This window comes from Capnocytophaga granulosa ATCC 51502 (assembly GCF_000411115.1).
GTDB classification, from domain to species: Bacteria; Bacteroidota; Bacteroidia; order Flavobacteriales; family Flavobacteriaceae; genus Capnocytophaga; species Capnocytophaga granulosa.
In genome coordinates, this window is sequence record NZ_KE150242.1 from 546,335 (window position 1) to 572,270 (window position 25,936).

Here is a 25,936-nt window from a genome sequence, read left to right on the forward strand (position 1 = left end):
ATTTTTTCTCTAATAAAATACCCTATCGTTTATTATTAACAAAAATTTGTTTACTATGAGCATTTACCACAAAGAGGAGCAAGAAAAGCCCTCACTTGGAGCATATCCTTGTTCCTCTTTTTATTGTAGCTAACCTAAAAATTGTTACGTTTCTACGGATGAGGGGGGTTAGTTCTCTTTCCAGCCTGAGAAACAGCCATTTTCCCCCTTGCTATATTGCTTTAAGCTGTCATTTACATCTTTGAAAAGTTGGAGAATATCTCTGCCTTCCTCGGTAAGGATGCTATGACCTCCTGCTTTTCCTCCCGCTTCTTTGGCTACAATTTCAAAGGAGGAATTTCGGTTCATTTCTTGAATCATGCCCCATGCGCGACGATAAGGAATATTTAACACTTTTGCAGCTTCTGAGATAGAACCCAAAACATCGATCTGCTCCAAAAGTAATGCCTTAACTGCATTAATTTCCAGCCCCGTATCGGTCTCTATCCAGATATTCCCTTTTATTTTTAGATTATTTTCCATGATGTTTCTCAGCTAAATTGGTACCTTACAGCGTATTTTAAGTTGATAATCAGAAAATTACCTATTCTCAAATCGTAATGCAAATATACACATTTATTTTGAAAAACACAATATTTTTTTCACTTTTGTCGCAACACTTTAATAATCAATAATTTGATTAGTCATTGGTCATTAGTCACTTGTCACTTGTCATTAGTCACTAATATGCGCGTTGTTTATTCCCTTCATAGAAGTTGATAAAGGCCTGATTGACTACTCTATTACCTCCCACGGTAGGATAATCGCCTGTGAAATACCAGTCTCCCAAGTTCTTAGGACAAGCCTTGTGTAGGTTTTCCACACTTTGGAAGATAATATCTAAATCGCACTGCATTGCCTCTGGTCGCAAAAGCTCAGTAATCTTTAGAGATATTTGCTCTGTGGTGAAAGGTGCATAAAGTTCTTTGACATAATTGATAATTTCCTCATCGGGCTTGTTTTTTTGAGCGAGACATTTCTTATAAATGGCCTCCACTACCCCGTAGGTATCTGCGTCCTTGTGTAGAGCAAGGGTTGCCTCAAAGGCTATAAGGTCTTCCAAGCGCGCCATATCTATCCCATAGCAGTCAGGGTAACGAATCTGAGGGGCTGAGGAAAGTACTGTTATTTTCTTGGGTTCTAAGCGGTTGAGGATATTGAGGATACTCTTCTTGAGCGTAGTACCTCGTACGATACTATCGTCAATAATCACCAAATTATCCTCATGTTTTCTTACCGAACCATAGGTAATATCATACACATGGGCAACCATATCCTCCCTACCTGCATCTTCAGTGATAAAGGTACGTAGCTTTACGTCCTTAATGGCTACCTTCTCTATACGAGGGCGTACTGAAAGGATTTCATTAAGGCATGCCTCATTCAGAGTGGCACCTTGCTGAAGGATTTGCTGCTTTTTCTTTTGGTTAAGATGTTCAGATACAGCCTCTATCAGTCCATAAAAGGACGTTTCTGCCGTATTGGGGATATAGGAAAAGACGGTGTTCTTCAGATCATTATCAATAGAGCGAAGTACCTGTGGCAGAAGCAAAGCGCCTAATTTCTTTCGCTCTAAGTAGATTTCCTGATCACTACCGCGAGAGAAATAGATGCGCTCGAACGAACATGCCTTGCGCTCTGTGGGTTCCAAGATCTGTTCTATCTGTGAGGAGCCGTCTCGTTTGATAAGAATAGCGGCTCCTGCGGGTAGCTCTTCCACTTGCTCAAAAGGTGCATTAAAGGCTGTTTGTATGACGGCTCGTTCGGAAGCTACTACCACCACTTCGTCGTCCTTGTAATAATAAGCAGGGCGGATAGCGGCAGGATCTCTGATTACAAAGGAAACCCCATGCCCTACAATACCTGCCATGGCATAACCTCCGTCCCAGCGTGTGGCAGCCCTCTTGAGTACTTTGACCATATCCAATTGCTCCATAATCAGCGGAGAAGCCTCTCGCTTACTGATACCCTCCTGCTTGAGTCGGCGATAACACTCCTCTACTTCGTTGTCCAAGAAGTGACCAATACGTTCCATAACAGTAATTGTATCGGTCTTAGCAATTGGATGTTGGCCAAGCTCTACCAACTTGTTGAAGAGTTCATTAACATTGGTCAGGTTGAAGTTTCCAGCCAAGATAAGGTTGCGATAGATCCAGTTGTTCTCCCTAAGGAAAGGGTGTACATTCTCTATGCTATTTTTCCCAAAAGTACCATAGCGCACATGGCCTAAATACACCTCGCCCAAGTAGGGTATGAGCTTTTTAAGGGCTTGTACATCTGCCTTAGCCTCTGGATGGCTCTTGAGCAGTTCGTTGATATGAGAGTTGATTTGCTTGAAGATATCCTGAATAGGTTGGGAATCATTTGAGCGCACACGTCCTATATAGCGCTCGCCTGGTTGCATATCGAGCTTAATATTGGCGATTCCTGCCCCATCTTGCCCGCGATTGTGTTGTTTTTCCATCAGCAAGTACATCTTATGCAACCCATAGAAGGGGGTTCCGTACTTTTGCTGATAATATTCTAAAGGTTTAAGAAGGCGAAGTAGTGCAATTCCGCATTCGTGTTTGATAGCATCACTCATTTTTTAGACGACTTTTATTTCAAATTGGGTCAATTCTTTTAGGCAGAAAAGGCGTCGAAGCACTTCCTCCTTGGTTAGAGAAAGTAGTCTCTCTACTCCCATCTGTTCTACGCAGAAAGAGGCCAAGGTAGTGGCATATACCAAGGCATTTTTCATGTTTTCAAAGGAGACTTCTCCTGTTTGTGCCATATAGCCTATAAAACCTCCTGCAAAAGTATCTCCTGCTCCCGTAGGGTCATATACCTGTGTCAGGGGCAAGGCAGGCGTGAAGAATCTTTTTTCTTCGTGGAAAAGCATAGCGCCATGCTCTCCCCTTTTGATAATGATATAAGAAGCTCCTTTTTGTTGTAACTTCTCTACAGCCCTAAGCAAAAGAGTCTCTCCTGTAAGGGCAAAGGCTTCCTCATCACTTACGGTAAGCACATCGGTTTTTCGGATAAGTTCTTCTAACAATTCAGGTGTATGATCTATCCAATAGTTCATGGTATCAGAAACCACAAGGCTTGGTCTTGAAGAGAGTTGCTCCAATACCTGAAGTTGTACTTTAGGGTGTAGGTTTCCCAGCAGTACAAAGGAGGCATCGGAGAACGCTGGATTTATTTTAGGCGTATAGCCACTAAGTACATTTTCCTGAGTCTCAAGCGTCTCCCTTTTGTTCATATTGGTAAAATAACGCCCACTCCAAAAGAAGCTGCGCCCTCCTTGTACTTTCTCTATTTGGGAAATATCTATCTCACGTTCTATAAGGTAGTCCAAAAAAGATTGTGGATAGTCCTCCCCTATGACCGATACGACGGCCTGTTCTACATCAAAGATAGCACTTGCCAAAGCACTATAATTGGCGGCTCCTCCCATGGTGCGCTCCACCCTGCTCAAAGGCGTCTCTATAGTATCAAAGGCTAAAGTTCCTACTGTAAGTAGTTTGTTGTTCATCTCTATTGAAAATCTCTTTAATGAAAACGCAAAGGTACTACTAATTTTTGGATTAGCAAATATTTTATAACTTGCGTTTATGCGCTTTTACCTTCCTCTATCTTATTGACTATCAAGGCTACAGCTCCATCGCCTGTTACATTACAAGCGGTACCAAAGCTATCCATAGCCACATAGAGAGCAATCATCAGTCCTTGTTGCTCCTCATTGAAGCCCAACATAGAACCTAAGATACCCAGTGCAGCCATAATTGCTCCCCCTGGTACCCCTGGGGCAGCTACCATAATGATGCCTAGCATCATGATAAAGCCTGAGAAGAGTTCCAAGTCAAAAGGCATACCTTCCAAAAGCATCAAAGCCATAGCACAAGCGGTGATTTTCATGGTGCTTCCCGAAAGATGTATAGTAGCACACAGTGGAATGACAAAACCTGCAATACGAGGCGATACCCCCATCTTTATGGCTTGTTGTAGGGTAATTGGAATGGTTGCTGCGGAGGATTGGGTACCCAAGGCTGTAGCATAAGCTGGCAACATGGTTATAAGTGATTTGAATGGATTCCTCCCTGCAATCCCTCCTGCTATTAGGTATTGTATAATCAAAAGGAGTATGTGCATGATAAAGAGTACCACAATGAGCTTAAAGAACACCTCTATGACGGAAACTACTTTCCCTCCAAAGGTGATTTCAGCGAAGATAGCCATGATATAATAAGGCAATACAGGGATAATGGCCTTGGCAATGAGCCAGCTAACGATCTCACCAAACTCCTCTATCACTCCAGAGAGTACTGATTTTTCCTTGAGAGAGAGACCGATCCCCATGATAAAAGAAAGCACTAAGGCGGTCATCACATCAGCTATAGGGGGCATCTGGATAGAGAAGAAAGGTGTGAGTACCTGTTCATCTCCCATAGGTTTTATATGCTGATTTTCAAGTAACGAAGGGAATATCGCCTCTGAAGCAAAATAGGTAGAAAAGCCTGAAAATAAAGTGAATGAATAGGCAATTCCCACCGTAATGAGCAGCAAGCGTCCTGCACTCTTGCCTAATTTGCTAATGGAGGGCATCACAAGCCCCATAATAATCAGCGGTATTGCAAAGCCTAGAAAGCTACCAAAAAGCCCCTTGAAGGTCAGTAGTATTCTATAAATCCACTGAGGGAACCAGCCCTTGAGCGTGAGCCAGCCCAAAAGAATTCCCAAGAGTATTCCACAGAATACCTTGAATAATAGGTTTGTGTATATTTTTCTGAGTTTCATATCTTATATGTTTAACGATTATTTCTAAAAATCTATATAATAAATAAAGTAAGCACAAAACCTCCCCTCCTTGTGGGAGGGAAGTTTTAGTTATTTTACGTATGAGAGACTTAGAAAGCCTTGATACGGTACATCATACCCAAGCTCACACGGTTGGTGCTTTTTGTTACACTCGATATTTCACGACTTCTGCCCACATAGGCTAAGAAGAAGCGCAAGTCTTGTGAAGGGAAAGGTAAGTACTCTACTCCTCCGTAATAACCTAAGCCAGTCATCTTATTGCCTGCTAAATCACTTTCCGCAGTTTCGTAGATTCCTTGGGCAAATAGGTTAAGCGAAGGTATAGGTTGGTATTCGCCCTTAAGTACAAAGGTGTTATACTTTGTATCTTTGAGAGGCTGTCCTTTTCCGTTGTTGCTCATTGGGGTATAGTTAAGTCGGTCCAATTGTTCATCAGCTCTCATGTAGTCCAAAAAAGCTTGGAACTTAGGTAAAGCTACACGAGTACCAAGCATTACCATAGTATTGTTATAACCGTCCGCTTCACTTTGTAGACCTACTCCCCAGCGAGTTTGTAGTACGCCATCAAAGAGAGAACCATTCCAGTTGAGTATATAGGTAAGCGGTACATTGCTTTGTTTTAACCCTGTACTATTTGCATAGATATTCGCAAAGCTATCATTACGCACATCGGTTACTTGTAAGTTGAACTCATGATTGGTATTAGGAGCATAGGTAATCATACCACCAAGCATAAAGTTGTCCATATTATCTATAAAATCAGAATATTCATAGATATTCATTGGGTTCAAATCAAACTCATAGCCACCCCATGCTTGGCACATCTTACCCACAGTAAGTGCCCACTTATCATCTATATGAAAACCAGCATAGAGCATGTCGGTAGCCGTTGCTAAGTTGTCCAACTTCACCGCAGCTGTAGGACGATTCAAGCGATGACGGAAACGATAGAAGATACGATCGGTAATATTACCTCTTACTTCCAAACGCAACTGACGAGCTTTGAATTTGGCTGTCATATCTGCTCCTTCTGCTTTTTCAGCATCAAGACTGGATTGGAAGTTAAAGTACATATTGAATCGCTTATCAATAGGGTTAATACCCTCTGGTGAGGTTACAGGCATGGATTGTGCTTGCTTGATCTGCTCCAATTCAGCCTTTAATTGATTGATTTGTCCTTGTAAATCTTCTTGTGCAAATGCTCCCATAACGGATAGGAACATAGCTGACATAAATAGTCTTTTCATTTCTGTGTATTCTTTGTGTTTTTCTATAAGCATAAAAGGCAAAAAGTACAAAGAAATGTCTCTTTTTACTTTTTGCCTTACCTTTAAGTATTAATACTCATTAAAATATTGTTGGATCTGTTGCCAATCTTTAGTCTTAGTAAGCGCTAACATCAGTAGCACACGTGCCTTTTGAGGATTAAGGGCACCAGAGGCTACAAAGTGATATTTGGCATCATCTACTTCAGCATCTAAAGTAGTGGCTCCTGTAGGTACACGAGAAGAACGCACAATCTGGATACCACTTTGTTGTGCTTTCACAGCTAAGTCAAAGATAGTATGGTAGAAATTACCATTTCCTACCCCCGCATGCACAATACCATCGAACTTCGCATCCATGAAAGCCTTCATAGGAAGTTCAGATACATTGGAGTAGCTATATACAATTCCTACTTTAGGAAGCTCTTTTAGGTTATCCACATTGAAAATAGATTGGGCAGTATGCTTATTGTCAGGAGTACGTCCAAAGAATACTTTTCCATTGTGAATATAAGCTAAAGAGCCATAATTAGCTCCTCTGAAAGTATCTACAGAGGTAGTATTGGTTTTGATAACGTCTTTGGCATCAAGAACAATATCATTCATACATACCATAACTCCACGACCTTGTGCATTTTTGTCAGCGGCCACAGCTACTGCATTGTACAAGTTCAAAGGACCATCGGCACTCATTCCTGTAGCAGGTCGCATAGCCCCTACTAATACCACAGGTTTGTTACTATGTACTGTAAGGTTTAGAAAGTAAGCGGTTTCCTCCATCGTATCGGTACCATGAGTGATTACCACTCCATCATACCCTTCCTTATTAAGGAGTTCATTGATACGCTTAGCGAGCTTTAGCCATACATCATCATTCATATCTTGGGAGCCAATTTTTACAATTTGCTCTCCAGAGACATCGGCTAAGTCTCTCACTTGGGGTACTGCTTGTAGGAGTTGGTTAATACCTAGTTCTCCGGCTTTGTAATTAGTTTCAGTAGCGGACTTGCTCACTCCTGCAATAGTACCACCTGTTGCAAGGATACGTACTTTCGGTTTCTGTGCGAAAGCTACCACGGACACTATTAATAATAGTGTAAGGGCAATTTTTTTAATTGTTTTTTGCATCTTGTATATTAATTTATTACTTTGCGATAGAAATTTTTACGAGCACAAATATACGATTTTTGTTGCAAAATAACAAGAAAAAAATATATTTTTTTAATAAATTATATCAGACAATTAGATAAGCTTCTCCTTTTCTGATTTTATCTGCAAAATATTCTATATCATGCTTTTCCAATTCTCTAAGAAACTCTTCCTTGAATGGTTTTACGGCATAGTGCATAGGACAAGGTGTTTCCTCAGAGCAAGCTCTAATTCCCAAGAAGCAAACGGAGAACTTATCCACCCCATCTATATGATGAACAATAGTAGCCAAAGGTGCTTTCATTTTCTCTTCTGTAAGATAAAAACCTCCTCCTGGCCCCTTAGCCGAACAGATAGCGTTTTTCTTAGCCAATATCTGTAAGAGTTTAGCCAAAAAAGCGGTAGGAATATGTAAGGCCTCGGATATTTCTTTCACTCCTTTTTTGTTTTCTATAGAGGAATGCAGTGCTAAATAGAGTACCGCATTGATTGCATATTTGCTTGAATTTGATAACATTTCTCAGTGTTTAGATTAATCTTTTTAGTGGGCAAGCTCAAGTCTTACCTTATAGCCCTTTGTGGACTAAGGCAATACCTTATAAGTGTCTCCACCATTGGAACCTTCTATTACCGAAATGAGTGATTCCTTGGAGAGCTTGTGAGCGTCGTAGGATATGGTAGCCGTCTTGGCATCAAAATCCACAGAGGCTTTGGCTACTCCATCGGTTTTGTTGAGATTTTTCTCTATAGTAGCGGCACAACCATGAGCACAGGTCATACCTTCTATCTTGAGAGTAACCTCTTGTAATTGTGTATTGTCAGTAGCTGCTTTTTGTTCTTGTTGAGCAGCTTCTTGGGGAGTCTTTGCTGTGTTATTAGCACAGCCCATAAGTGCTAATAATAGAACTGATAAGGTTAGATATTTCATGATTCTAATTAATAATTATAAGATAATACACAAAAAGCCCTTCAGTAGAAGAGCATTTTTGCATATTATGGTTTCATATTTATTATTTTAGAAGAACAATCTTCTTCTTACTGTTTGTTGTTCTTCGGCAGTAGGTACATAGCTGTCTTCCACTACTTTGAAGAACTTGTTATGCAACATCTTGGTGATTGCAATATTTTGTTTAGCTTCATCCAAAATTAGGTGTACCAAGAACTGACGATTACTTGATGAGAAGAGTACGTGCAATTGTTCTTTAAGAGCGATTTCAATACGATCTATATTCTTATCGTTAAGCCCTTCCACATATCCCATTGCTTTAGTAGCCTGACGTAAGATTTCTACTTGGAAAGCACTTGATAAACGGTTATCCACGTTAGAAGCTGCTTCATAAGCAATAGTATTACCATCATTTGTACTTACCACAGTGATTGAAATAAATCCTGGCACCTCTTGGCGCATAGCCTTTACATAGGTTTCAAATAGATTTGTATCCATAAAATTACTATTTATTTACTTGTTCAAATTTTGCACAAAGGTATAAACTTTTTTCTTATTTAAAAATATTTTGCGACTTTTTTTTTGCTTTTTTTCTCAACATGGTTTTCAACATATTTTTCAACCATACAAATGTTAAGAAGAAGAATGTTTAAATTGTTATTATTTATTAATATATAATCCTAAATCAGCTATTTTATCCGATAAATTACAATAATAAATCAATAAAAAGTTAATCACTTTTTAAATGCTTTTTTATTGAAAATAATCAACAATCCCACCGCTACGGAGATAGCTGTATCAGCAATGTTGAAAATTGGGTCAAAAAAAGTGAATCTTTGTCCTCCATAAAAGGGAATCCAGTCGGGAAGTTGCGTATCTATGAGCGGAAAATAGAGCATATCCACTACCTTACCATGGAAAAGTGAGCCATAAGGTTCCTTACTCATAAAGGTCGCTACATTATTTACACTATGGTCAAAAATCACTCCATAGAATACTGAATCAATGATATTGCCCAAGGCACCTGCAAAGATGAGTGCTATAGAGATAATCAGCACTTTAGGGGCTTTCTTTTTCACTGATTGCCATAACCAGTAACCAATCCCTATGATGGCTACAATCCTGAAAATACTCAATATAAGTTTGCCATATTTCCCGGGAATTCCTACTCCCCAAGCAGCTCCTGGATTTTCAATAAAATGTATATGAAACCAATCAAATACATGAATAGACTGGTCTATCATGAAATGGGTTTTGATATATATTTTACTGGCTTGGTCTAACAATAACACCAAGAATATAATAAGGCCTGCGTGGGATAACTTCATAACACGGGTGTAAAAGTGGGGCAAAGATACAACTTTTAATGGTTTAAAATTACAGATTTATCATATTTTTTTTGATTTTCATCGAGTGGGTAGAAACTGGGTAGTTCTCGCAAGAATATATAGGCTTTCCTTTCATAGTCTATCTGGTAGAAAATATGTTGTAATCCATTGGTTACCATGAGGTTCTCAGCCTTTAGAGTAAGGTTATAGCGAGCTATTTGGTCAAAGACCTCTTGGGTGATCCCCACCTGTGGTGCCTTGCACTCCACCACCAAGAAAATACTTCCATCGGGGCGATAGATAACAATGTCGTAGCGCTTGGTTAAGTGATTGATTTGTATGCGTTTTTCCACATTCATGAGCGACTGAGGGTAGCCCCTGTCCTGTAAGAGAAAGCGTACCACATGTTGCCGTACCCATTCTTCAGGAGTAAGCACCACAAATTTTTTTCGGATTATATCAAAAATATATCGTTTATTTTCATTACTTTTGAACCGAAATTCGTACGTAGGGAAATTCAATGTTTGCATGGGTGCAAATATACAAAAAGAAAATTAGAAACGTATAGCATGAACGAAGTAGAAAAAATTTTAGCTGAGTTAAAAAAACAAAATTATAGTCCCATCTACTATCTATGTGGGGAAGAGCCTTATTTTATTGACGTAATCAGTAACTATATAGAACAAAATGTACTCCGTGATGATGAAAAGGCTTTCAACCAGCAAGTGGTTTATGGCAAAGATATCACTATAGATGCCCTTATTCACTATGCACGCGAGTATCCCATGATGGCCGAACGCCGAGTGATCATCGTCAAAGAAGCCCAAGAGCTTAGCCGCACCATAGGTCAGCTACTCCCCTACGTGGAAAAACCGTCTCCAACTACTATTTTGGTACTTTGTTACAAATATGGCAAGATAGACGGAAAAACCAAACTAGCCAAGGAACTCAAGAAATACACCACTCTTGAGAGTAAAAAACTCTATGAGAGTGACACTGTTAAGTGGGTAAATAGTTTTTTGAAAGAAAACGGATATAGCATCAACCAAGTGGCTTGTCAGCTATTGGTAAGTTTCTTGGGTACCGATCTGAGTCGTATAGCCAACGAACTAAACAAACTCAAGATTATCCTCAAGCCAGGTACTGAAATCACCCCTACCCATATAGAGGAAAATATAGGTATCAGCAAGGATTTCAACGTGTTTGAATTGCAAAATGCCATTGGCAGGAAAGACCTTCCTAAGGCTATGCAGATCATCAAGTACTTCAATGAAAACCAGAAGGATAACCCCATGCCCATGATTACAGAGAACCTGTACCGCTATTTTAAGAGCCTTTTTATCTTCTCTAGCCTTACAGGCCGTACCGATGCTGAACTGGCTAGAGAAATGGGAGTAAACCCTTATTTCTTAAAAGATTACCGACAAGCTGCCTCCCTCTACCCATTGAAGAAAATCAGCTTTTGTATGGAAGTTATCAAACAAGCTGACCTCAAGAGCAAAGGGGTTGAAAGTGGGTCTATCTCTTACTATGATATACTGAAAGAAACAATTATTTCAGTGATTAGTGGTTAGTGAACAGTGATTAGTGAACAGTGATTAGTAGTTAGTTTCTAGAGACTAACAACTAACCACTAACCACTGACAACTTACTACTGACCTCTAACTCGGTTAAATGCTTGTACTACTTCGCTATGAGAAACGGTTTTATCCTTGAAATAGTCCATCAGTTGTTGTTTTTCCTCTGGGGTAGCCCCTAATTGGTTTAGTATATTGACTAAGTGCATTTTCATATGCCCCTTTTGGATACCATGGGTTACCAAGGAACTCACTGCGGCAAAGTTCTGTGCTAGTCCTACACAAGCAATAATCCTCATCAGAGCTTCTGCAGAAGGGTTTTCAAGTATTTTTAGGGCTGTTCTTACCATAGGGTGTAGTTTGGTAAGTCCCCCTACAGTACCTATAGCCAAAGGTATCTCTATACTATAATGGAAGATACCATCTGTAAGGGAGGCTTGGGTAAGACTCTTATACCTACCTTCTTTGGCGGCATAGGCATGAGCGGCTGCCTCCACGGCTCGAAAGTCATTTCCTGTGGCAATAACCACGGCATCTATACCATTCATAACCCCTTTGTTATGAGTTACCGCACGATATACATCGGCATTGGCTACTGCGATGGCACGGACAAAGTCGGAGGCAAACTCCTCCCCTGTAATGTCATTATAGGACATTTGGCTAGTAGGTGCAGAGACCTCAGCCCTTACTAAGCACTGAGGAGTATAATTGGAGAGAATACTCATGAGTACTTCGAGATTTCCATGGGTGATATGTGTGAGTGCTTCGCGCTCAATGGTTTGAGTCATCTGCTCCAAACATGAATTGATAAAGTTAGCCCCCATGGCATCTCCTGTAAGGAAAGTAACAAATACCTGATAATAATGCTCCAAGGAATCCGTCATATCCTTGAGCATAATGGAAGAGATCCCTCCTCCCCTTTTGCGCATGTTTTCAGTAAGCGCACTTGTGTCTTCGTATAAAAGCGCGTCTATTTGGTTAAAGAATTGGAAGAGTTCCTGTTTGTTTCCGTCAAAGAACAGATGAATATGGCCTACCTTTTCCATGCTACGTACCTGACAGTGGAAACCTCCATGTTCAGACCAGAATTTGGCCGCTTTGCTTACGGCAGCCACCACTGAACTTTCCTCTACCACCATAGGCACTGTATAATTGCGACCATCAATTAAGAAATTAGGCGCTACGGCAAAGGGTAGGACATAGTTACCTATAGCATTTTCTATAAAATCATCATGTAACTTTTGCAAGTTACTATCGGCCAAATCATAAGTTGCAAAAACCTGCTCAGCAGAAGGCTCCTTGTCAAGATAGGTTTGGCATATCCATTGACGTTTTTCCTCCTTAGTGAGTTTAGAAAAACCTTTAACCATGTGAGTATTCATATATCTGAACTGAAAATCTTATTCTGTATAAAAGCGTATCATTCTCTCAATAGCACGAGTGCACACAGGGCAGAAATCATTACTATCAATAGAATTCATTCTGCAATCCTGCATAGGGCTATACATACCCTTAGATAAGTAGCCGCCCCCCTCGAAGGCTCCCACTTTCTGTTGGTACTTGGCTATACGTGGTGTAGGAATAGGAGTGCGTTTCTCCACCATATCCTTCCACTTACTCCCAAAATCCACCAAAGAGGTAATGTTGGGTTCCCAAGGCTCTATTTTAAGGTTGTAGCGGCTTCCCATTCCCTCTTCGTAACTGTACTCATCGGCAAGGCCTACAAAACCATGGCCAAACTCATGTACAAAGGTTTTTTCAGCTAAAGAATTATCCGACACATTGAGATTCAATAGATTATAAAAAGCACCACCCCCATATTCTTTGGTATTGACCACCACAAAGAGTTGATCATAAGGCACAGCCGCTGCTACATCAGCCACCTTAAAGAATGAGGGACAAGTGAGGTATCTGTCCATGCCAAAGGAATAAAAATGGCTATCAAACAACGTATTTTTATAGGCCAACACCCCAGCCAAGTCGGTACCACTCTCTTGAGAAGGCGCCAACACTGCGCAAATATTGAAGTCCCCTTTGTGTTTGCTATAAGGGGCTATAGAGAACAAATAATCAAATAAGCGCTGGGTATCGGCGACAAACTTGTCCATTTCCTCTTGAGTGTATCCTTCAGGAAGTACTACTATATCGACTTTCCGCTGAGGTGCTCCATTGTTGAGCAGCTGTTTGATAGGGAACTTCAGTGGAGTATCTTTGACAATCCTATAATCGGTAGGGTCTACAGAAGTAGAGAAAAGAGTTGCGAAATTTCCATCGGTTTTCCTATGGTCGAAATTCACCTTAACCTGTGCTTTAGGATAAGGTACTTGAAGAGGAACCTCAAAAAACTCCGTTTTAGCCTCATCGGTTTCTAAGCTTTGCCATTCTTCCAAGAGCGTAATAAACCCCTTGGAATACAACACCTTACCCGATACAGGCTCTAATACTTGTATGCGGTATTCCCCTTGATTGGGGTGTATCAAGTTCGTATGAGAACCTCCAAAAAGCGGTTCCTGCTTGAGTCCTTTGAGAGCTACCTGAGTGGTACGCTTAGTCCCAAAAAGGAAAAAATCCAATCGGAGTGCCTCCTTAGTGAAATAAGCATCATAGGACTGAGCCACCGCTATTTGTAAGTATAAAAACGAAATAAAAAATAATATGTTTCTCATATACAACTCATTTGTTAAGATGTAATATTTATTCATTAAGATGCAAAAAATAGCATATCTATTCTATATTGTATTGTTTTATTTTCCGATAAAGGGTTCGCTCGGAGATCCCTAGTTCCTTAGCCGCTTCTTTTCTCTTACCCCTATGCCGTTCCAAGGATTTCTGTATCAGCTCCACCTCTTTGTCCTGCAAAGAAATGGGTTCTTCCTCCTGTATTTCCTCAGCAAAATCATAGTTACCATGCTTGCCCACATGCGAAGGCGCTTTGTCATGAGAGAGGAGCATCATAGCAGGTTCATTCATATCAGTAGGATAGGTCACCTCAGAGCCATAGATCTTATGGATAAGCGTCTGGTTCTCCTCCTGTACTTTGGGGGTATTTCCCTCCTGTATAAGCTTAAATGTAAGCTGTTTGAGATCATTGAGGTCATTACGCATATCAAAAAGCACCTTGTAAAGGATTTCTCTTTCGGAAGCAAAATCACTCTCAGCTTTGCTCTGAGAGACCGTAGCAGGCAAGTGACTTACCTTATCCTCAGGAAGATAAGAAAGCAGTGTTTCGGCAGAGATTTCCCTTTTCTGTTCCACTACAGATATTTGCTCGGCTATGTTTCTCAACTGTCTTATATTACCAGGCCAACGATAGTGTAAGAGTTCCTTGACTGCCTCTGGAGAAAGTTGGATAGTAGGCATACGATATTTTTGAGCAAAATCTGAGGCAAATTTTCTAAATAGCAGATAGATATCCTCTTTGCGTTCTCTAAGAGGCGGGAGGAAGATCTCCACTGTATTGAGCCTATAGTACAAGTCCTCACGGAAACGCCCCTTCTTGAGAGCCTCCTGCATCTTTACATTGGTAGCAGCCACAATACGCACATCGGTTTTGCGAGGAGTGGAGTCCCCTACGCGGATAAACTCCCCATTTTCCAAGACCCTCAAGAGTCGTACCTGTGCCGAAAGAGGTAATTCGCCCACCTCATCAAGGAAAATCGTGCCCCCATTGGCCTCCTCAAAGTAGCCTTTCTTATCCTCCTTGCCAGAGTGTGTAAAGCTACCCGCCTTAAAACCAAATAGTTCCGAGTCAATGGTACCTTCGGGGATAGCCCCACAGTTGATAGCTATATATTTTGCATGTTTACGAGCTGAAAGCGTGTGAATAATCCGAGCAAAAGCCTCTTTACCCACGCCACTTTCCCCTGTGATGAGCACAGAGACATCGGTAGGGGCGATACGAACGGCTTTTTCTATGGCTAGATTCAGCTTGGAATCGTTGCCTATAATACCAAAACGTTGTTTTACAGATTGAATATCCATGTTATGGAGTACCTTTAGTTTAAGATATGAAAAACTCTGCAAATGTACAAAATTAATTTACAATATACAATTTAAGTAAGATATTTACGCGATTTAAGCGATATTTTTAGTACCTTTGCACTCATCAAAGCATACAACCATGATACAATCCATGACAGGCTTTGGCAAGAGCCTATTGCAACTTGCTGATAAGAAAATCATTATAGAGATAAAGTCCCTCAATAGCAAGGCCATAGACCTCAACACCCGTATTGCACAAGCCTATAAGGAAAAAGAATTAACTCTTAGAAAACTCATTTCCGACACCCTAGAGCGGGGAAAGATTGATTTTACTCTTACGGTAGAAAACACCTCTGCCTCAAGCACTTCCACGCTCAATGCCCCCGTTGTTCGCGGCTATATAGAGCAGATGCGAGCCATTTCGCCCAATGGGCCTGATGTAGAATTTCTCAAGATGGCCGTACGCATGCCCGATGCGCTGACCACCCCTGTGGAAGAAGTAGATGAGCGGGAGTTTGCCCAAATAGAGGAGCAGTTAGTCTTAGCCCTCAAGCAATTACAAGCGTTTCGCAGTAGTGAGGGCGCTATTTTGCAGAAAGATTTTGAGCTACGTATCAGGAACATACAACAACTGCTGACCCAAGTAGAAGCACTTGACACAGAGCGACTTGCCGCCATCCGTAGTCGTATGGAGCGCGCTGTGGAAGAAATTAGAGACCGAGTAGATGAGAATCGTTTCGAGCAAGAGCTTATCTTTTATCTTGAGAAATTGGACATCACCGAGGAGAAAGTACGGCTTGCCAATCACCTAAATTACTTTCTTACCACGCTGGAAGAACCCCAGTCCAATGGGCGCAAATTGGGCTTTATCGCTCAGGAGATAGGGCGCGAAATCAACACCTTAGGTTCCAAAGCCAACCACGCTCAAATGCAACAAATCGTCGTGCTGATGAAAAATGAATTGGAGAAGATAAAGGAGCAAGTGCTCAATATTCTTTGATAGTGACAAGTGATGAGTGACGAGTGACTAATTCCTATTATGGTATTTGTCACTCGTCACTTGTCATTAGTCATTAAAAGATGTCGCCTTCTTTGAGTTTTTCGGTGTTTTCGGCCAGTTGGAGTTCGTCAATCAGGCGCTGGATATCTCCGTTCATAATATTACCTAAATCATAAAGCGTTAGTCCAATACGGTGATCTGTTACACGACCTTGTGGATAGTTATAAGTACGTATCTTGGCACTTCTATCACCACTGGAGACCATACTTTTACGACGAGCAGAGTCGGCTTCCATTTTCTTGGCCAATTCCATTTCGTAAAGACGAGAGCGGAGCACCTTTAAGGCCTTATCTAAGTTTTTATGTTGGGATTTCTCATCTTGGCAACGCACCTCTATCCCTGTGGGAATGTGCTGTAGCTGAATAGCCGAGTAAGTCGTATTAACCGACTGACCACCAGGCCCTGTGGAAGTAGTACGAATGATCTTGACATCCTCCATATTCAGTTCCACATCAAACTCTTCCGCTTCGGGGAGTACCATTACGGTAGCGGCGGAAGTATGTACACGCCCCTGTGTCTCGGTTTGTGGCACGCGCTGTACACGATGTACGCCCGCTTCAAACTTGAGCGTACCATATACATCTTCCCCATTGATTTCCAAGATGATTTCCTTGAACCCGCCAGAGGTACCCTCGTTCATATCCATCACAGAGACACTCCAACCCCTGTCCTGGCAATACTTATTGTACATACGATAGAGGTCGCCTGCAAAGATAGACGCCTCGTCCCCACCTGTACCTGCACGGATTTCCATGACTGCATTTTTGCTATCTTCAGGATCCTTAGGAATAAGTAAGAACTTGATTTCTTCCTCCAGCTGAGGGAGTCTTTCCTTAGCTTCTTCCAACTGAAGGCGAGCCATTTCGGTCATTTCCTCATCGCTTCCGTCCTTGATAATCTCCTCGGCCTCAGCGATATTGGCTGTTACAATTATATATTCTTGGCGCTTGTCCATGAGCTGTTTCAGCTCCTTATATTCCTTAGTAAGTTGTACATAGCGCTTTTGGTCGGCTATGATATTGGGTTGTATAATAAGGTCGGAAACCTCGTCAAATCGTTGCTTTACAATATCTAATCTCGCTAACATATCATTTCTTTTTGCGGGTGCAAAAATACAAAAAAGTTTTTAGTTTTTGGTAGTTAGTTTTTAGTTCTAATTATTTTTTTGTACAACTAAAAACGCTCCTTTTCAATCTGGCACTTAAAGGATTAAGGAAGCTATCTAAAAAGCTGACATTCAGAGGAAAAGCTTATATTCTCTGCTATTAGAGTCAAGCTAAGCACCTCTAAATCAAATATTTTTAGGTTCTTTCTTTGGTAGGGTTGAGATTTATTTTCCAAAGAGATTTAATAATACTTCAATAATTTTTTTGTAACTTTGCTCCAAGTTGTTCATTATATTTAATTGTTTGAAATTCAATCAAATATACGATTTTTTAATCAAATGAACAACTTTTTTATTTTTGGGAAAAACCAAAAAAGATAATGAATAATATAAAAATTAATTTAATAAACTTAGAATCTACTGATTGTGTAATTTTTGACAATATTAAATTTAATAATTGTAGTTACTTACAATTGTTGATAGATGATATTGACATAAGATTGTTTGATGAATTTGATGATTTTTTGATCGTTTATTCAGAGTTATATGCAAGTGCTCAGAATAGTGGGAAGTTTTTAATTTTTACTTGTGCTTGCGGTGTAGCTGATGATGGAGGATGGGATTATGTCAATGTTACTCATAAAGAGAACTCTATTGAATGGCGTTTTTTTCGAGAAAAGAGCTATTTTTTTGAGTTTTCAAAAGAGAATTATATAAAAGAAATATATGAAATTAAACGTAAAAATATCATATTAATACCTGAACAAATTATTTATCCTGAAAGTTGATAATAAGGGGTCATGTATCAGATGTGTTGTTAAAATTTCAACAACTTGATAATCAATATAATACAAAAAGAACTGCCCCACTATTTTCCTTTATACCATAGAGATAAGCGTTTTTAAAGCCTATAAAAACACTCTAAATGAAGTGAGTTCGGTATAATAGAAATTGCTCACAGATTTTTCTTTATTGGTGTGTTTCTTACAGTTTGTGCCTTTGACTCTTTATGGGAGCTACAAGCTCTTAGTATGATAGGCACGAGCTGCAAACTCGCACCAGCGAGGGGGGATTGAAATATTTAGGAGGATTACTACAATTTAATGTAAACAATAGTGATGTTAAAAATATAAAAACTCGAAAAATTGATAGAAACAAAGTAAAATGCAAAACATAAATAAATTAAAAACATCTTATTCTCCGTGGAATTTTAATTTTTGTGATGAAATAGATGGTTTTAAAATAGAATATAAGAATATTATTGAATTTAGTCAGGGTTCTCCTTTGATAGGAAATTTATATGTAAACAATAAAGAATTGTTAAAAAATAATTTCTTTAGTAGTCCATATTTATATTTTGAAAAGTATTTATACATTCCGATGTTTATAAAGCGTTTTTGTTTATCTGGTTTTATTATTACAAAAATAAATTTAGATACATTAGAAATTCATTATATTAGCAAAATAGAAAGTCTAATTTATATAGATTGTATGTATAGTAGTAAATTAATATACTATACAGATATAAATAAAGAGAAGAAAAAAGAGATTTTGTTATAAAGAAAACTAAAAGGAGATAAAGACTTTTGTAATTTCTTATACCAAGGGCAATACTATGACAAAGAAACCAAGCTGTGTTACAACCGCTTTAGGTACTACTCACCCGAAACAGGTTTATATATCTCTCAAGACCCCATAGGTCTTGCTGGCAACAACCCTAACTTCTATGCGTATGTGTTTGATAGCAATATACAAGTGGATGTCTTTGGGTTGGATTGTAACACTATAGAGAAAGTTAGAGAATTAGTAGATAAAATACCTGATGAAGATAAAGCAATATTCAAATGTAAGGATTTTGCAGAAAAATTGAAAAGTTTGATGAAAGAAGCTGGAATAACAGGTAAGCATATTCAAATTCAAAATGTAATAGCCCCTAATATAATATCAAAAAAGAATGGAATTATAGGTAAAAATAAGTTTCATGAAGCAATCGAAATTGATAGTATAGTTTTTGATAATTTAGAAACAAAAGGAGTAAAATTGGATGATTGGTTGGATGATATAGATTTTCATTTTAACAATAAGTATAAAACACAATATATTAATATTTTAGAATGGTGAAAATAACAAGTTATACAAAACGGGAATACATTGATTATAGCTTATCTGAGTTAATAGAACTTTTAAAAGCTAAAAGTATTATGTTTTTTGGAGAAGAAGAAAAATTCGATAATTTGTATTTTTTTATAATTGGTTTTCTTTTTCATAAAAATACTTCAGGAAAAAATGTAGAAGAAAAATTCTTATTTTTTGACGAATGGTTATATATTAAATATGATTTAAAAATAAGAGATAATTGGAGAAATATTTATAATGATTTATTTACAGATGAATCTGAAAAAATAAATACATTCTATAAAGATTATCAAGAATTTAATAAAATAGAAAGGTAATGGTAACATCTCAAAGGTATTGTTAAAACCATAGTACTACTCACCCGAAACAGGTTTATATATCTCTCAAGACCCCATAGAACTGGCTGGCAACAACCCCAACTTCTATGCCTATGTGTTTGATAGCAATATACAAGTGGATGTCTTTGGGTTGGATTGTAATAAGATTGAATCAAAGATAGACGATGTAGATAACAGTAAAATATTTTTAGCAAAGAAGTATAAACTAAATATTAATAGCCCTATTACTCAACAGATTATTGATAGTTTAGATAAGTCTGTAGATTCTTTTATATCAACATATAGAAAATCCTCAATAAGAGCAGAAGTGCCTGGTGAGTTTATTAATCAAACTGTAGAAGAAGCTCTAAAAAAGGAAATTCTACAATAAGGAAATTATTAACAGATGGAAGATTTATAAAAAAATGGAAGATGTTACTATAATAAATTTTATTAATATTCTAAGAAAAACTTTTGACATTTCACAGGTAGAAGTCATAGATCTATGGGAAGCTGATACATGTGCTATAGGAATTAAGAAAGAGGATAAATTAGTATATATATCTACTTATAATTATTGTCAAAATAAGATTATTAGCTATGATTTTGATTTTGAAATAATCAATGAAAATAAATTAGAAGTAATAAAAGAAAGAAGAAATATAACAGAAAAAGAATTGCTAAATGAAATAAAGTTTTTTTTAGATTTAAGAAAATGCTAATATAGGTAATGTATCAGATGTGTTGTTAAAAAATTATTTCATTAACAATCAATACAATACAAAATAACTAAAGCCTTATTTCCTTTACCTACCCTTATGGGCAAGCACTTTTAAAGCCTATAAAGTGCTTTAAATAGTGCGAGGGGAATTATGAATTGTGAATTCTCAATTTTTGAATTGGGCATAAGCTGCAAGCTCGCACCAGCGGGGAGAACAAGTGTATTGAAAAAAATAGTTATGAATAAAAAGATCTTAAAAGAAGGGGAAGTATATGCAATACCTCTATCAGATGGTAATTATACGATAGCCCAGCTATATAATAAATATATTTTTGGGAAGAACAAATCCTTTGATACATTTACCTTTTTTAATTATAAATACAATTCATTACAAGAGATAATAGAAAAATGGTATCATTTAGATATGTCTTCCCCATTTGCAATAGCAACAATAAATTCAAAACCTTGGATATATGGATGGATTTTGTTAGGAGAAAAAAATATTGAAACAGATATTATATACAAAAATAATATTCTTAAGTTAGGTCATTACAATAATTACTCCACAGACCCTTATTCATTTTTAGATCCCTTTTTTGGATTATATCCTTGGGACTGTGACCCTGATGTAGATGAAGCTCCTGAAAAATCTTTTATAAAGCATTTATTACCTAATTATGAACCTTATGAAAAAATTAAATATTTAAAAGATTATTCAACAGAAGAACTGATTCATCTATTAGGAGAAGAACATATTCGAGTAAAAGAACGTTTGAAAAAAGAGTAAGGTTCCAGATGGGATATAATGTGATAATATATGTGATAAAATGGGATAAATATGAATGTAAAAAATGTAAGACTTATTAACAAGGAAGAAAGTGATGAAATAAATCGCTTATCTAACGAGGCTCTAAAATTATTAAACTTATCTGATGAATCAAATATCTTTGATATCTTAAATAAAATGAATATATTTGTAGATAATTTCATAGAGAATAATAGTGATAATAGTTTAGAGGAAGACTATGCTTATAAATTAGGGTCTCTCTTCGGTAACTTAATAAATGCTAAATATCAATGGCAATGGTATTATATTGAGAATGAAAAAGATATTTTTTATGGTATAGTGTCTCAAAAGCAAAGAGCTTGCTGTATTTGCCATAATTATTTTTATGAAATACTTACCCAAAAACGTTCTAACAACTTTAAATTACTTTTTAATATGATTGAAAAAGAATATCCTAAAAATTGGTATTTTGTTCTTTTAAAATAGAAAGGGGTAATGTTTTAGCTGTGTTGTTAAGATTTCCCCTCGCTGGCACGAGTCACATCAGTGGGGGGAAGATCCTGCAAAAACGTACTACTTTTATAAACTAATACTAAAAAAATTAAGCGTAAAAAGACAAAAATAAGGACAGTGGAAACAAATAGATTAGATTATTTAATTGATAAAATAACAGACTATTGGAATGAATATGTAACAGACAATATCGCTTTTTTGAAAAAAGAAGTGTTATTTATCTCAGAATTCTTCCATTTAATAAATTTTTCTATATTCCCAATATCAATAGAAGAAATTGAATATCAAATAGCTAATATTGAGAATGACAATCAAAAGTTTCTGAATAATTCAGTTACTTTGAATAAAAAAATCTCAAGTACTTTACTGGAATATAAGACTTTTAAAGAAATGTCAGAAGTAGAGAAAAAATTGTTTGATTTATTTATATGTTTCTTTGTGGGAGGGGTAGAAGATAGCGAGCTTATAATAGAATATGCTTCTTATGATTTACTTATTCTTGGAGTTCCAGAAGAAACTATAATTAAAAAATTATATCAACATTTTGGTGATATTATAGATTATCAAAAATGATAATAATATTTCAGACGTGATGTTAAAATCTCAATAGATTTACAATCAATAAAATACAAAGAAAACAAACCCTATTTCCTTTACTACCATAGAGATAAACGTTTTTTAAACCTAATTGATAGAGGGCAAAAGCGACACATTTGTGCTAGTGGGGAACTATTACCTGAAGTTTTGCAAAACTAAATGAAGAATAATGAGCTATAGGATATTTATTGGGAATGATATTGATAAATTATCTGATTTTATAGAATTATATATTTTTAATAAAACAGAACATATCAATTTATTTAGAACATTGAAGGAGTTAAAATTACTCTTTCCCATAATTAGAGAATTAGAAGATTATAGTGAAGATGTCAATTTGTATAAAAAGGAAATTGAAGAACTGATAGAAGAGATAGAGAAGATACAAAAAAATGATAGCCTAAAAAATAATTATTTTTTGGATTCTTTATATATTAGTGCTAAAAAAGCTTTAGATAAAGATTTACAATTAATATGTATAGGAGAAGAAGATTAGGTAATGGATAATAAAACCTATATGTTGGGTAATGTATCAGATGTGTTGTCAAAATCCCAACAACTTAACTATCAGTAAAATACAAATGGTTAAAACCTTATTTCCCTTTACCCACTATAGAGATAAGCGTTTTTAAAGCCTATAAAGTGTTCTAAATGACATGAGTTCGGTATAACAGAAATCGCCTACAGAATTTCCCTTGTTGGTGTGTTTCTTACAGTTTGTACCTACTACTCAGTAGAGCCTTCGGCTCTTTATGGGAGCTATAAGCTCTTCCTATGATAGGCACAAGCTGCAAACTTGCGCCAGCGGAGGAGACCAATTTTTAATTTGCTCTTTTTCAAGGGCGAATTGCTCACATACTCCGCTCTCGCGGACTTTGCCCCTACACCTGCACATGCTAATTTTTCGCAAACCACTTCTGTTTGACTATAAAGAAACTATCACAACCGTCAATCGCTTTACTTAATACTTTCAGTTTGTCATAGCCCTTTATCCTAATAACATTATTCTCTGCTTTCCAAATTTGTAATAAATTCCTTAAATGAAGATGCAACTATAATAGCTTTGTCGGGATCATATCCAAAATCCTCATAATCTATATACTTCACCTCCCCACTTTGAATATCTATCCAAAAATCATTATCCCCATCATTAAAAGCAAAAGGAAAATGAAAATCAATAAACTCATCAAAATCTTGTGAATATCCCTCTCTTCTTGAAAGTGCCCTTGTTATACTCATACTGGATTCGCTTCCTATCTTGGGTATGTTATAGAATCCTCTAACCTCTATTGTTTTCTTGACTCCTCGTTCATTATAGCATAGATAAGGAGCTTTATTAAAATACCCTCCATTGCTTAACAAGTAAAAATCTATAAAATCCTCCTTATCAAGGAATGAATAAGGGATTTCTTCTTCTATATCTTCCAATAGAATCGGATAAGCGCTCCTTTCTATAGAAATCCCTTTACTTTGTAATAATTCTACTAAATTCATAATTTTAGGATTTAGCCCTTTAAGAATGAGCTATAAGCCCTTATTATAGTAGGCACGAGCTGCAAGCTCGCGCCAGCAGAGGGGAGACAAACAGGTTAAATGGTTACAAGGGCAAAGATACTACTTTTTTTCTGAGTTTTGAGCTTTAAGTTTTGAATTTTGAGTTAGTTGCTAATGTAAATCAATAGGTTAAAAATCGCTTTCTTAATTAGTTGATAAACAATAAATTATATCTAATTAGTTAAGACGCAATAAATTGCGTCTCTACGGAGGACTATGCTAGGTGAGGATTTATCTTAGCTAAGGTCTGGGTAGAGACGCAATAAATTGTTTATTAGAAAGTTAGCAAATTGTATTTATTTTTTCACTTCTACAATGCTATCATTGACAGCCTTATAGATGCCACGAGGATATAGATTACCTCGCTTCATGGTAGGGAATTGGGTAAATTTGGCCATTTTCCCTTGGGGAAGGAAGAGCTTGAGATATACCCTTTGCATACGATAAGGGTTGCCTTTCTTTAGGAGGAAACCATCGGGGAGGTTTAGCGTATCCCCTACCATCTCTATGGGGTATTCTATCTTTTGGGCATTCTCTATGGCCTCATCGGTGTCTCCTCCTTGAGAAGTCGTTTTTATTAGCAAATAAGGCGCTTGCTGTTGGGTTGTGCCTAAGCCTAAGAAGTGTACATTCCCACTTCGCCCTACTCCTTTGCTATCAACTAAGAGGCTATAAGAGAAGGGGGTTATTGTTTTTTCACGAACAAAAAGTGTATCGGAAGTCAAGGCAATAGGATGCTTTTCTTCTACTGTATTGTAAGATATAAAACTCCTTGAAGCACTCGTTACCAAGGCAAATACCCCCAAGAAGCTCACCAAGGTAATCAGGATATTTCCTGCAAACCACCAGCGAGGTGTTTGGTAACCCTTGGCAGAAAACACCTTCATTATCAAAAGCGTAAAGATAGAGATAAAAAGCACTATCAAAAGAGTAGTAGAGAGGTAAAACAACACCTGTTGCCAGCTTTTGGTTAGGACAAAATCTAAATAATCATGCAAGAGTACCAAGGAAGCCCCACTGAAAATTCCTATTCCTAAGAGGGCAGAGAGCACCACCAAAAGCAAGATAAAGACGATAAAGATGAATATCATCACTAAGAAATAGCTTGCCCCCTTGAACATGATATGGAAAAACTGCCCCAAAATAGAGCGAGAGTGTCTTTGTGGCGCGGTATTGTCCGCCAATGGCATGGGACTACTCTCTTGCTGCTTATCCTGCCCGCTATCAGACTCGTTATCCTTTTTAAGACCATAAGCCAAGAACCCATAAAGGAGCACAAAAAGTAGCGCACGCCCATGAGTAGAGATAAGAGCCGCTATCATACAGCAGATAACCCCTATTCTCAGCCAAATAGATGAGATAGAAAAGTACTTAGCCAATCCGCCCAAGACCCCCATCAGCCACTTATCGGAAGTGCTTCTAAGCCACTGACGTTTTTTGGGGGCTTCTTCTTCGTCTTTGTGAGAGGAAATCGTATCAATATTCACCTCTAACCCCTTCATTTCCAATTTTTCAGCAGTTGTTTTTGCAGGCGGAATCACCAGCCAAAGCACTACATAAAGGAGTATAGAGAAGGTAGAGAGCGACATGGCAGACCCGTTGAAAGTGAAGGACAAAATTCCGATATTCAAGAGGATCGGCAGCATATAGATGATTCTAAGGAGGGTTACATCTATCTGGAAATAGTAGCTTAGGCCAGAGAGTACTCCGCCTATACTCCCTTTGTTTATATCACGATAGAGTTTTCTGCTTCTTAGTGGGAGTACTGGAGCAGATTTTTCAAAAGTAAGTTCTTCATCGTCCTGTACATATTGTTCAGGCTTACCCATTACTTGTATTAAGTAATCTATATCAGAAGAAGTAACTACTTCGGTATTTTGCATACGTGCTCTGAGGAGTTCGGCCATGCGCTGTTCTACATCGGTGAGTATTTCGTCCGTATCAGCAGATTGACCTAAGTATTGGCGCACCTTGGTAAGGTAGGCAGAGAGCTGGGAAGCGGCACCATTTTCTATGATAAAAGAAAAGCCTCCTAAACTGATGTTATGTGTTTTGTCCATG

General features: G+C 37.8%; 29 protein-coding genes and 1 pseudogene. 13 read left to right on the forward strand and 17 right to left on the reverse strand.

Annotated elements, in window-relative coordinates; genetic code table 11:
- Nucleotides 1–168: 168 nt before the first annotated feature.
- The 11 genes from HMPREF9331_RS02415 to HMPREF9331_RS02465 form a co-directional block, all read right to left on the reverse strand.
- Nucleotides 169–522 carry a winged helix-turn-helix domain-containing protein gene (locus tag HMPREF9331_RS02415; protein ID WP_016419571.1) on the reverse strand — a complete coding sequence of 118 codons (354 nt, stop codon included), beginning with the start codon at nt 520–522 and terminating at the stop codon, nt 169–171.
- 199 nt (nt 523–721) lie between these two features.
- Nucleotides 722–2,623, reverse strand: a complete 1,902-nt coding sequence (locus HMPREF9331_RS02420) for a class II glutamine amidotransferase (protein ID WP_016419572.1) — start codon at nt 2,621–2,623, stop codon at nt 722–724.
- 3 nt (nt 2,624–2,626) lie between these two features.
- On the reverse strand, nt 2,627–3,556 hold the full coding sequence (locus HMPREF9331_RS02425; RefSeq protein WP_016419573.1) for a PfkB family carbohydrate kinase: 930 nt from the start codon (nt 3,554–3,556) through the stop codon (nt 2,627–2,629).
- A 77-nt stretch (nt 3,557–3,633) separates the two neighbouring features.
- On the reverse strand, nt 3,634–4,818 hold the full coding sequence (locus HMPREF9331_RS02430; protein ID WP_016419574.1) for a dicarboxylate/amino acid:cation symporter: 1,185 nt from the start codon (nt 4,816–4,818) through the stop codon (nt 3,634–3,636).
- Nucleotides 4,819–4,928: 110 nt separating this feature from the next.
- A complete protein-coding gene (locus HMPREF9331_RS02435) occupies nt 4,929–6,086 on the reverse strand; it encodes a porin (protein WP_051113214.1) in 1,158 nt (385 codons plus the stop codon).
- A gap of 90 nt (nt 6,087–6,176) precedes the next feature.
- Nucleotides 6,177–7,232: an L-asparaginase 2 gene (gene ansB, locus HMPREF9331_RS02440; RefSeq protein WP_016419576.1), complete on the reverse strand. Its 1,056-nt coding sequence runs from the start codon at nt 7,230–7,232 to the stop codon at nt 6,177–6,179.
- A 106-nt stretch (nt 7,233–7,338) separates the two neighbouring features.
- Nucleotides 7,339–7,770 carry an RrF2 family transcriptional regulator gene (locus HMPREF9331_RS02445; protein WP_009641020.1) on the reverse strand — a complete coding sequence of 144 codons (432 nt, stop codon included), beginning with the start codon at nt 7,768–7,770 and terminating at the stop codon, nt 7,339–7,341.
- Nucleotides 7,771–7,836: 66 nt separating this feature from the next.
- A complete protein-coding gene (locus HMPREF9331_RS02450; protein ID WP_016419577.1) occupies nt 7,837–8,181 on the reverse strand; it encodes a heavy-metal-associated domain-containing protein in 345 nt (114 codons plus the stop codon).
- A gap of 87 nt (nt 8,182–8,268) precedes the next feature.
- Nucleotides 8,269–8,697 carry a hypothetical protein gene (locus HMPREF9331_RS02455; RefSeq protein WP_016419578.1) on the reverse strand — a complete coding sequence of 143 codons (429 nt, stop codon included), beginning with the start codon at nt 8,695–8,697 and terminating at the stop codon, nt 8,269–8,271.
- Between the two features lie 236 nt (nt 8,698–8,933).
- A complete protein-coding gene (locus HMPREF9331_RS02460) occupies nt 8,934–9,527 on the reverse strand; it encodes a lipoprotein signal peptidase (RefSeq protein WP_040356864.1) in 594 nt (197 codons plus the stop codon).
- Nucleotides 9,528–9,562: 35 nt separating this feature from the next.
- Nucleotides 9,563–10,057, reverse strand: a complete 495-nt coding sequence (locus HMPREF9331_RS02465; RefSeq protein WP_051113210.1) for a type I restriction enzyme HsdR N-terminal domain-containing protein — start codon at nt 10,055–10,057, stop codon at nt 9,563–9,565.
- A gap of 39 nt (nt 10,058–10,096) precedes the next feature.
- Here HMPREF9331_RS02465 and holA point away from each other — a divergent pair, with 39 nt between their 5' ends.
- Entirely contained in the window at nt 10,097–11,101 is a 1,005-nt protein-coding gene (gene holA / locus HMPREF9331_RS02470; RefSeq protein WP_016419581.1) for a DNA polymerase III subunit delta, read from the forward strand.
- Nucleotides 11,102–11,178: 77 nt separating this feature from the next.
- Here the strand turns inward: holA and HMPREF9331_RS02475 are convergent, their stop codons facing one another.
- Genes HMPREF9331_RS02475 through HMPREF9331_RS02485 form a run of 3 tightly spaced genes read right to left on the reverse strand, consistent with a single transcriptional unit; the run spans nt 11,179 to nt 15,085 of the window.
- The gene (locus HMPREF9331_RS02475; RefSeq protein WP_016419582.1) at nt 11,179–12,486 is read right to left on the reverse strand and encodes a hydroxymethylglutaryl-CoA reductase, degradative; all 1,308 of its coding nucleotides are present in this window, start codon (nt 12,484–12,486) and stop codon (nt 11,179–11,181) included.
- A gap of 18 nt (nt 12,487–12,504) precedes the next feature.
- Entirely contained in the window at nt 12,505–13,770 is a 1,266-nt protein-coding gene (locus HMPREF9331_RS02480) for a M64 family metallopeptidase (RefSeq protein WP_016419583.1), read from the reverse strand.
- 58 nt (nt 13,771–13,828) lie between these two features.
- Complete coding sequence (locus HMPREF9331_RS02485; protein ID WP_016419584.1) at nt 13,829–15,085, reverse strand: sigma-54 interaction domain-containing protein; 1,257 nt, start codon at nt 15,083–15,085, stop codon at nt 13,829–13,831.
- A 139-nt stretch (nt 15,086–15,224) separates the two neighbouring features.
- On the opposite strand from HMPREF9331_RS02485, the gene HMPREF9331_RS02490 reads away from it, so the two are divergent.
- Nucleotides 15,225–16,085 (forward strand): YicC/YloC family endoribonuclease, encoded by an 861-nt coding sequence (locus tag HMPREF9331_RS02490; protein WP_016419585.1) that lies wholly within the window; start codon nt 15,225–15,227, stop codon nt 16,083–16,085.
- A 73-nt stretch (nt 16,086–16,158) separates the two neighbouring features.
- Here HMPREF9331_RS02490 and prfA read toward each other — a convergent pair whose 3' ends face one another.
- Nucleotides 16,159–17,232: a peptide chain release factor 1 gene (prfA, locus tag HMPREF9331_RS02495; protein WP_009641035.1), complete on the reverse strand. Its 1,074-nt coding sequence runs from the start codon at nt 17,230–17,232 to the stop codon at nt 16,159–16,161.
- Nucleotides 17,233–17,630: 398 nt separating this feature from the next.
- Between prfA and HMPREF9331_RS02500 the strand changes: the two genes are divergently transcribed.
- The 11 genes and pseudogenes from HMPREF9331_RS02500 (at nt 17,631) to HMPREF9331_RS02545 (ending at nt 22,817) form a co-directional block, all read left to right on the forward strand.
- Nucleotides 17,631–18,038, forward strand: a complete 408-nt coding sequence (locus tag HMPREF9331_RS02500; protein ID WP_016419586.1) for a hypothetical protein — start codon at nt 17,631–17,633, stop codon at nt 18,036–18,038.
- Nucleotides 18,039–18,414: 376 nt separating this feature from the next.
- Complete coding sequence (locus HMPREF9331_RS02505; protein WP_016419587.1) at nt 18,415–18,810, forward strand: hypothetical protein; 396 nt, start codon at nt 18,415–18,417, stop codon at nt 18,808–18,810.
- 39 nt (nt 18,811–18,849) lie between these two features.
- Nucleotides 18,850–19,008, forward strand: a pseudogene (locus tag HMPREF9331_RS13420) (RHS repeat-associated core domain-containing protein); the annotation flags it as partial.
- Nucleotides 18,985–19,371, forward strand: coding sequence for a papain fold toxin domain-containing protein (locus tag HMPREF9331_RS02510; protein WP_009411957.1), 387 nt, complete (start codon nt 18,985–18,987; stop codon nt 19,369–19,371). The pseudogene HMPREF9331_RS13420 and the gene HMPREF9331_RS02510, both read left to right, overlap by 24 nt.
- A complete protein-coding gene (locus tag HMPREF9331_RS02515) occupies nt 19,365–19,703 on the forward strand; it encodes a hypothetical protein (RefSeq protein WP_009411958.1) in 339 nt (112 codons plus the stop codon). The genes HMPREF9331_RS02510 and HMPREF9331_RS02515 overlap by 7 nt, the downstream gene beginning before the upstream one ends.
- A 115-nt stretch (nt 19,704–19,818) precedes the next feature.
- A complete protein-coding gene (locus tag HMPREF9331_RS13270) occupies nt 19,819–20,094 on the forward strand; it encodes a hypothetical protein (RefSeq protein WP_040356872.1) in 276 nt (91 codons plus the stop codon).
- Nucleotides 20,095–20,128: 34 nt separating this feature from the next.
- Nucleotides 20,129–20,425 carry a hypothetical protein gene (locus HMPREF9331_RS02525; RefSeq protein WP_016419588.1) on the forward strand — a complete coding sequence of 99 codons (297 nt, stop codon included), beginning with the start codon at nt 20,129–20,131 and terminating at the stop codon, nt 20,423–20,425.
- Nucleotides 20,426–20,662: 237 nt separating this feature from the next.
- Nucleotides 20,663–21,211, forward strand: coding sequence for a hypothetical protein (locus HMPREF9331_RS02530; protein WP_016419589.1), 549 nt, complete (start codon nt 20,663–20,665; stop codon nt 21,209–21,211).
- A 51-nt stretch (nt 21,212–21,262) separates the two neighbouring features.
- A complete protein-coding gene (locus HMPREF9331_RS02535; protein WP_016419590.1) occupies nt 21,263–21,697 on the forward strand; it encodes a hypothetical protein in 435 nt (144 codons plus the stop codon).
- Between the two features lie 144 nt (nt 21,698–21,841).
- Nucleotides 21,842–22,297: a hypothetical protein gene (locus tag HMPREF9331_RS02540; protein WP_016419591.1), complete on the forward strand. Its 456-nt coding sequence runs from the start codon at nt 21,842–21,844 to the stop codon at nt 22,295–22,297.
- Nucleotides 22,298–22,490: 193 nt separating this feature from the next.
- Nucleotides 22,491–22,817: a hypothetical protein gene (locus HMPREF9331_RS02545; protein WP_016419592.1), complete on the forward strand. Its 327-nt coding sequence runs from the start codon at nt 22,491–22,493 to the stop codon at nt 22,815–22,817.
- Between the two features lie 506 nt (nt 22,818–23,323).
- Here the strand turns inward: HMPREF9331_RS02545 and HMPREF9331_RS02550 are convergent.
- The gene (locus HMPREF9331_RS02550; protein ID WP_016419594.1) at nt 23,324–23,815 is read right to left on the reverse strand and encodes an SMI1/KNR4 family protein; all 492 of its coding nucleotides are present in this window, start codon (nt 23,813–23,815) and stop codon (nt 23,324–23,326) included.
- Nucleotides 23,816–24,171: 356 nt separating this feature from the next.
- Entirely contained in the window at nt 24,172–25,935 is a 1,764-nt protein-coding gene (locus HMPREF9331_RS02555) for a PspC domain-containing protein (RefSeq protein ID WP_016419595.1), read from the reverse strand.
- Nucleotide 25,936: the final 1 nt, after the last annotated feature.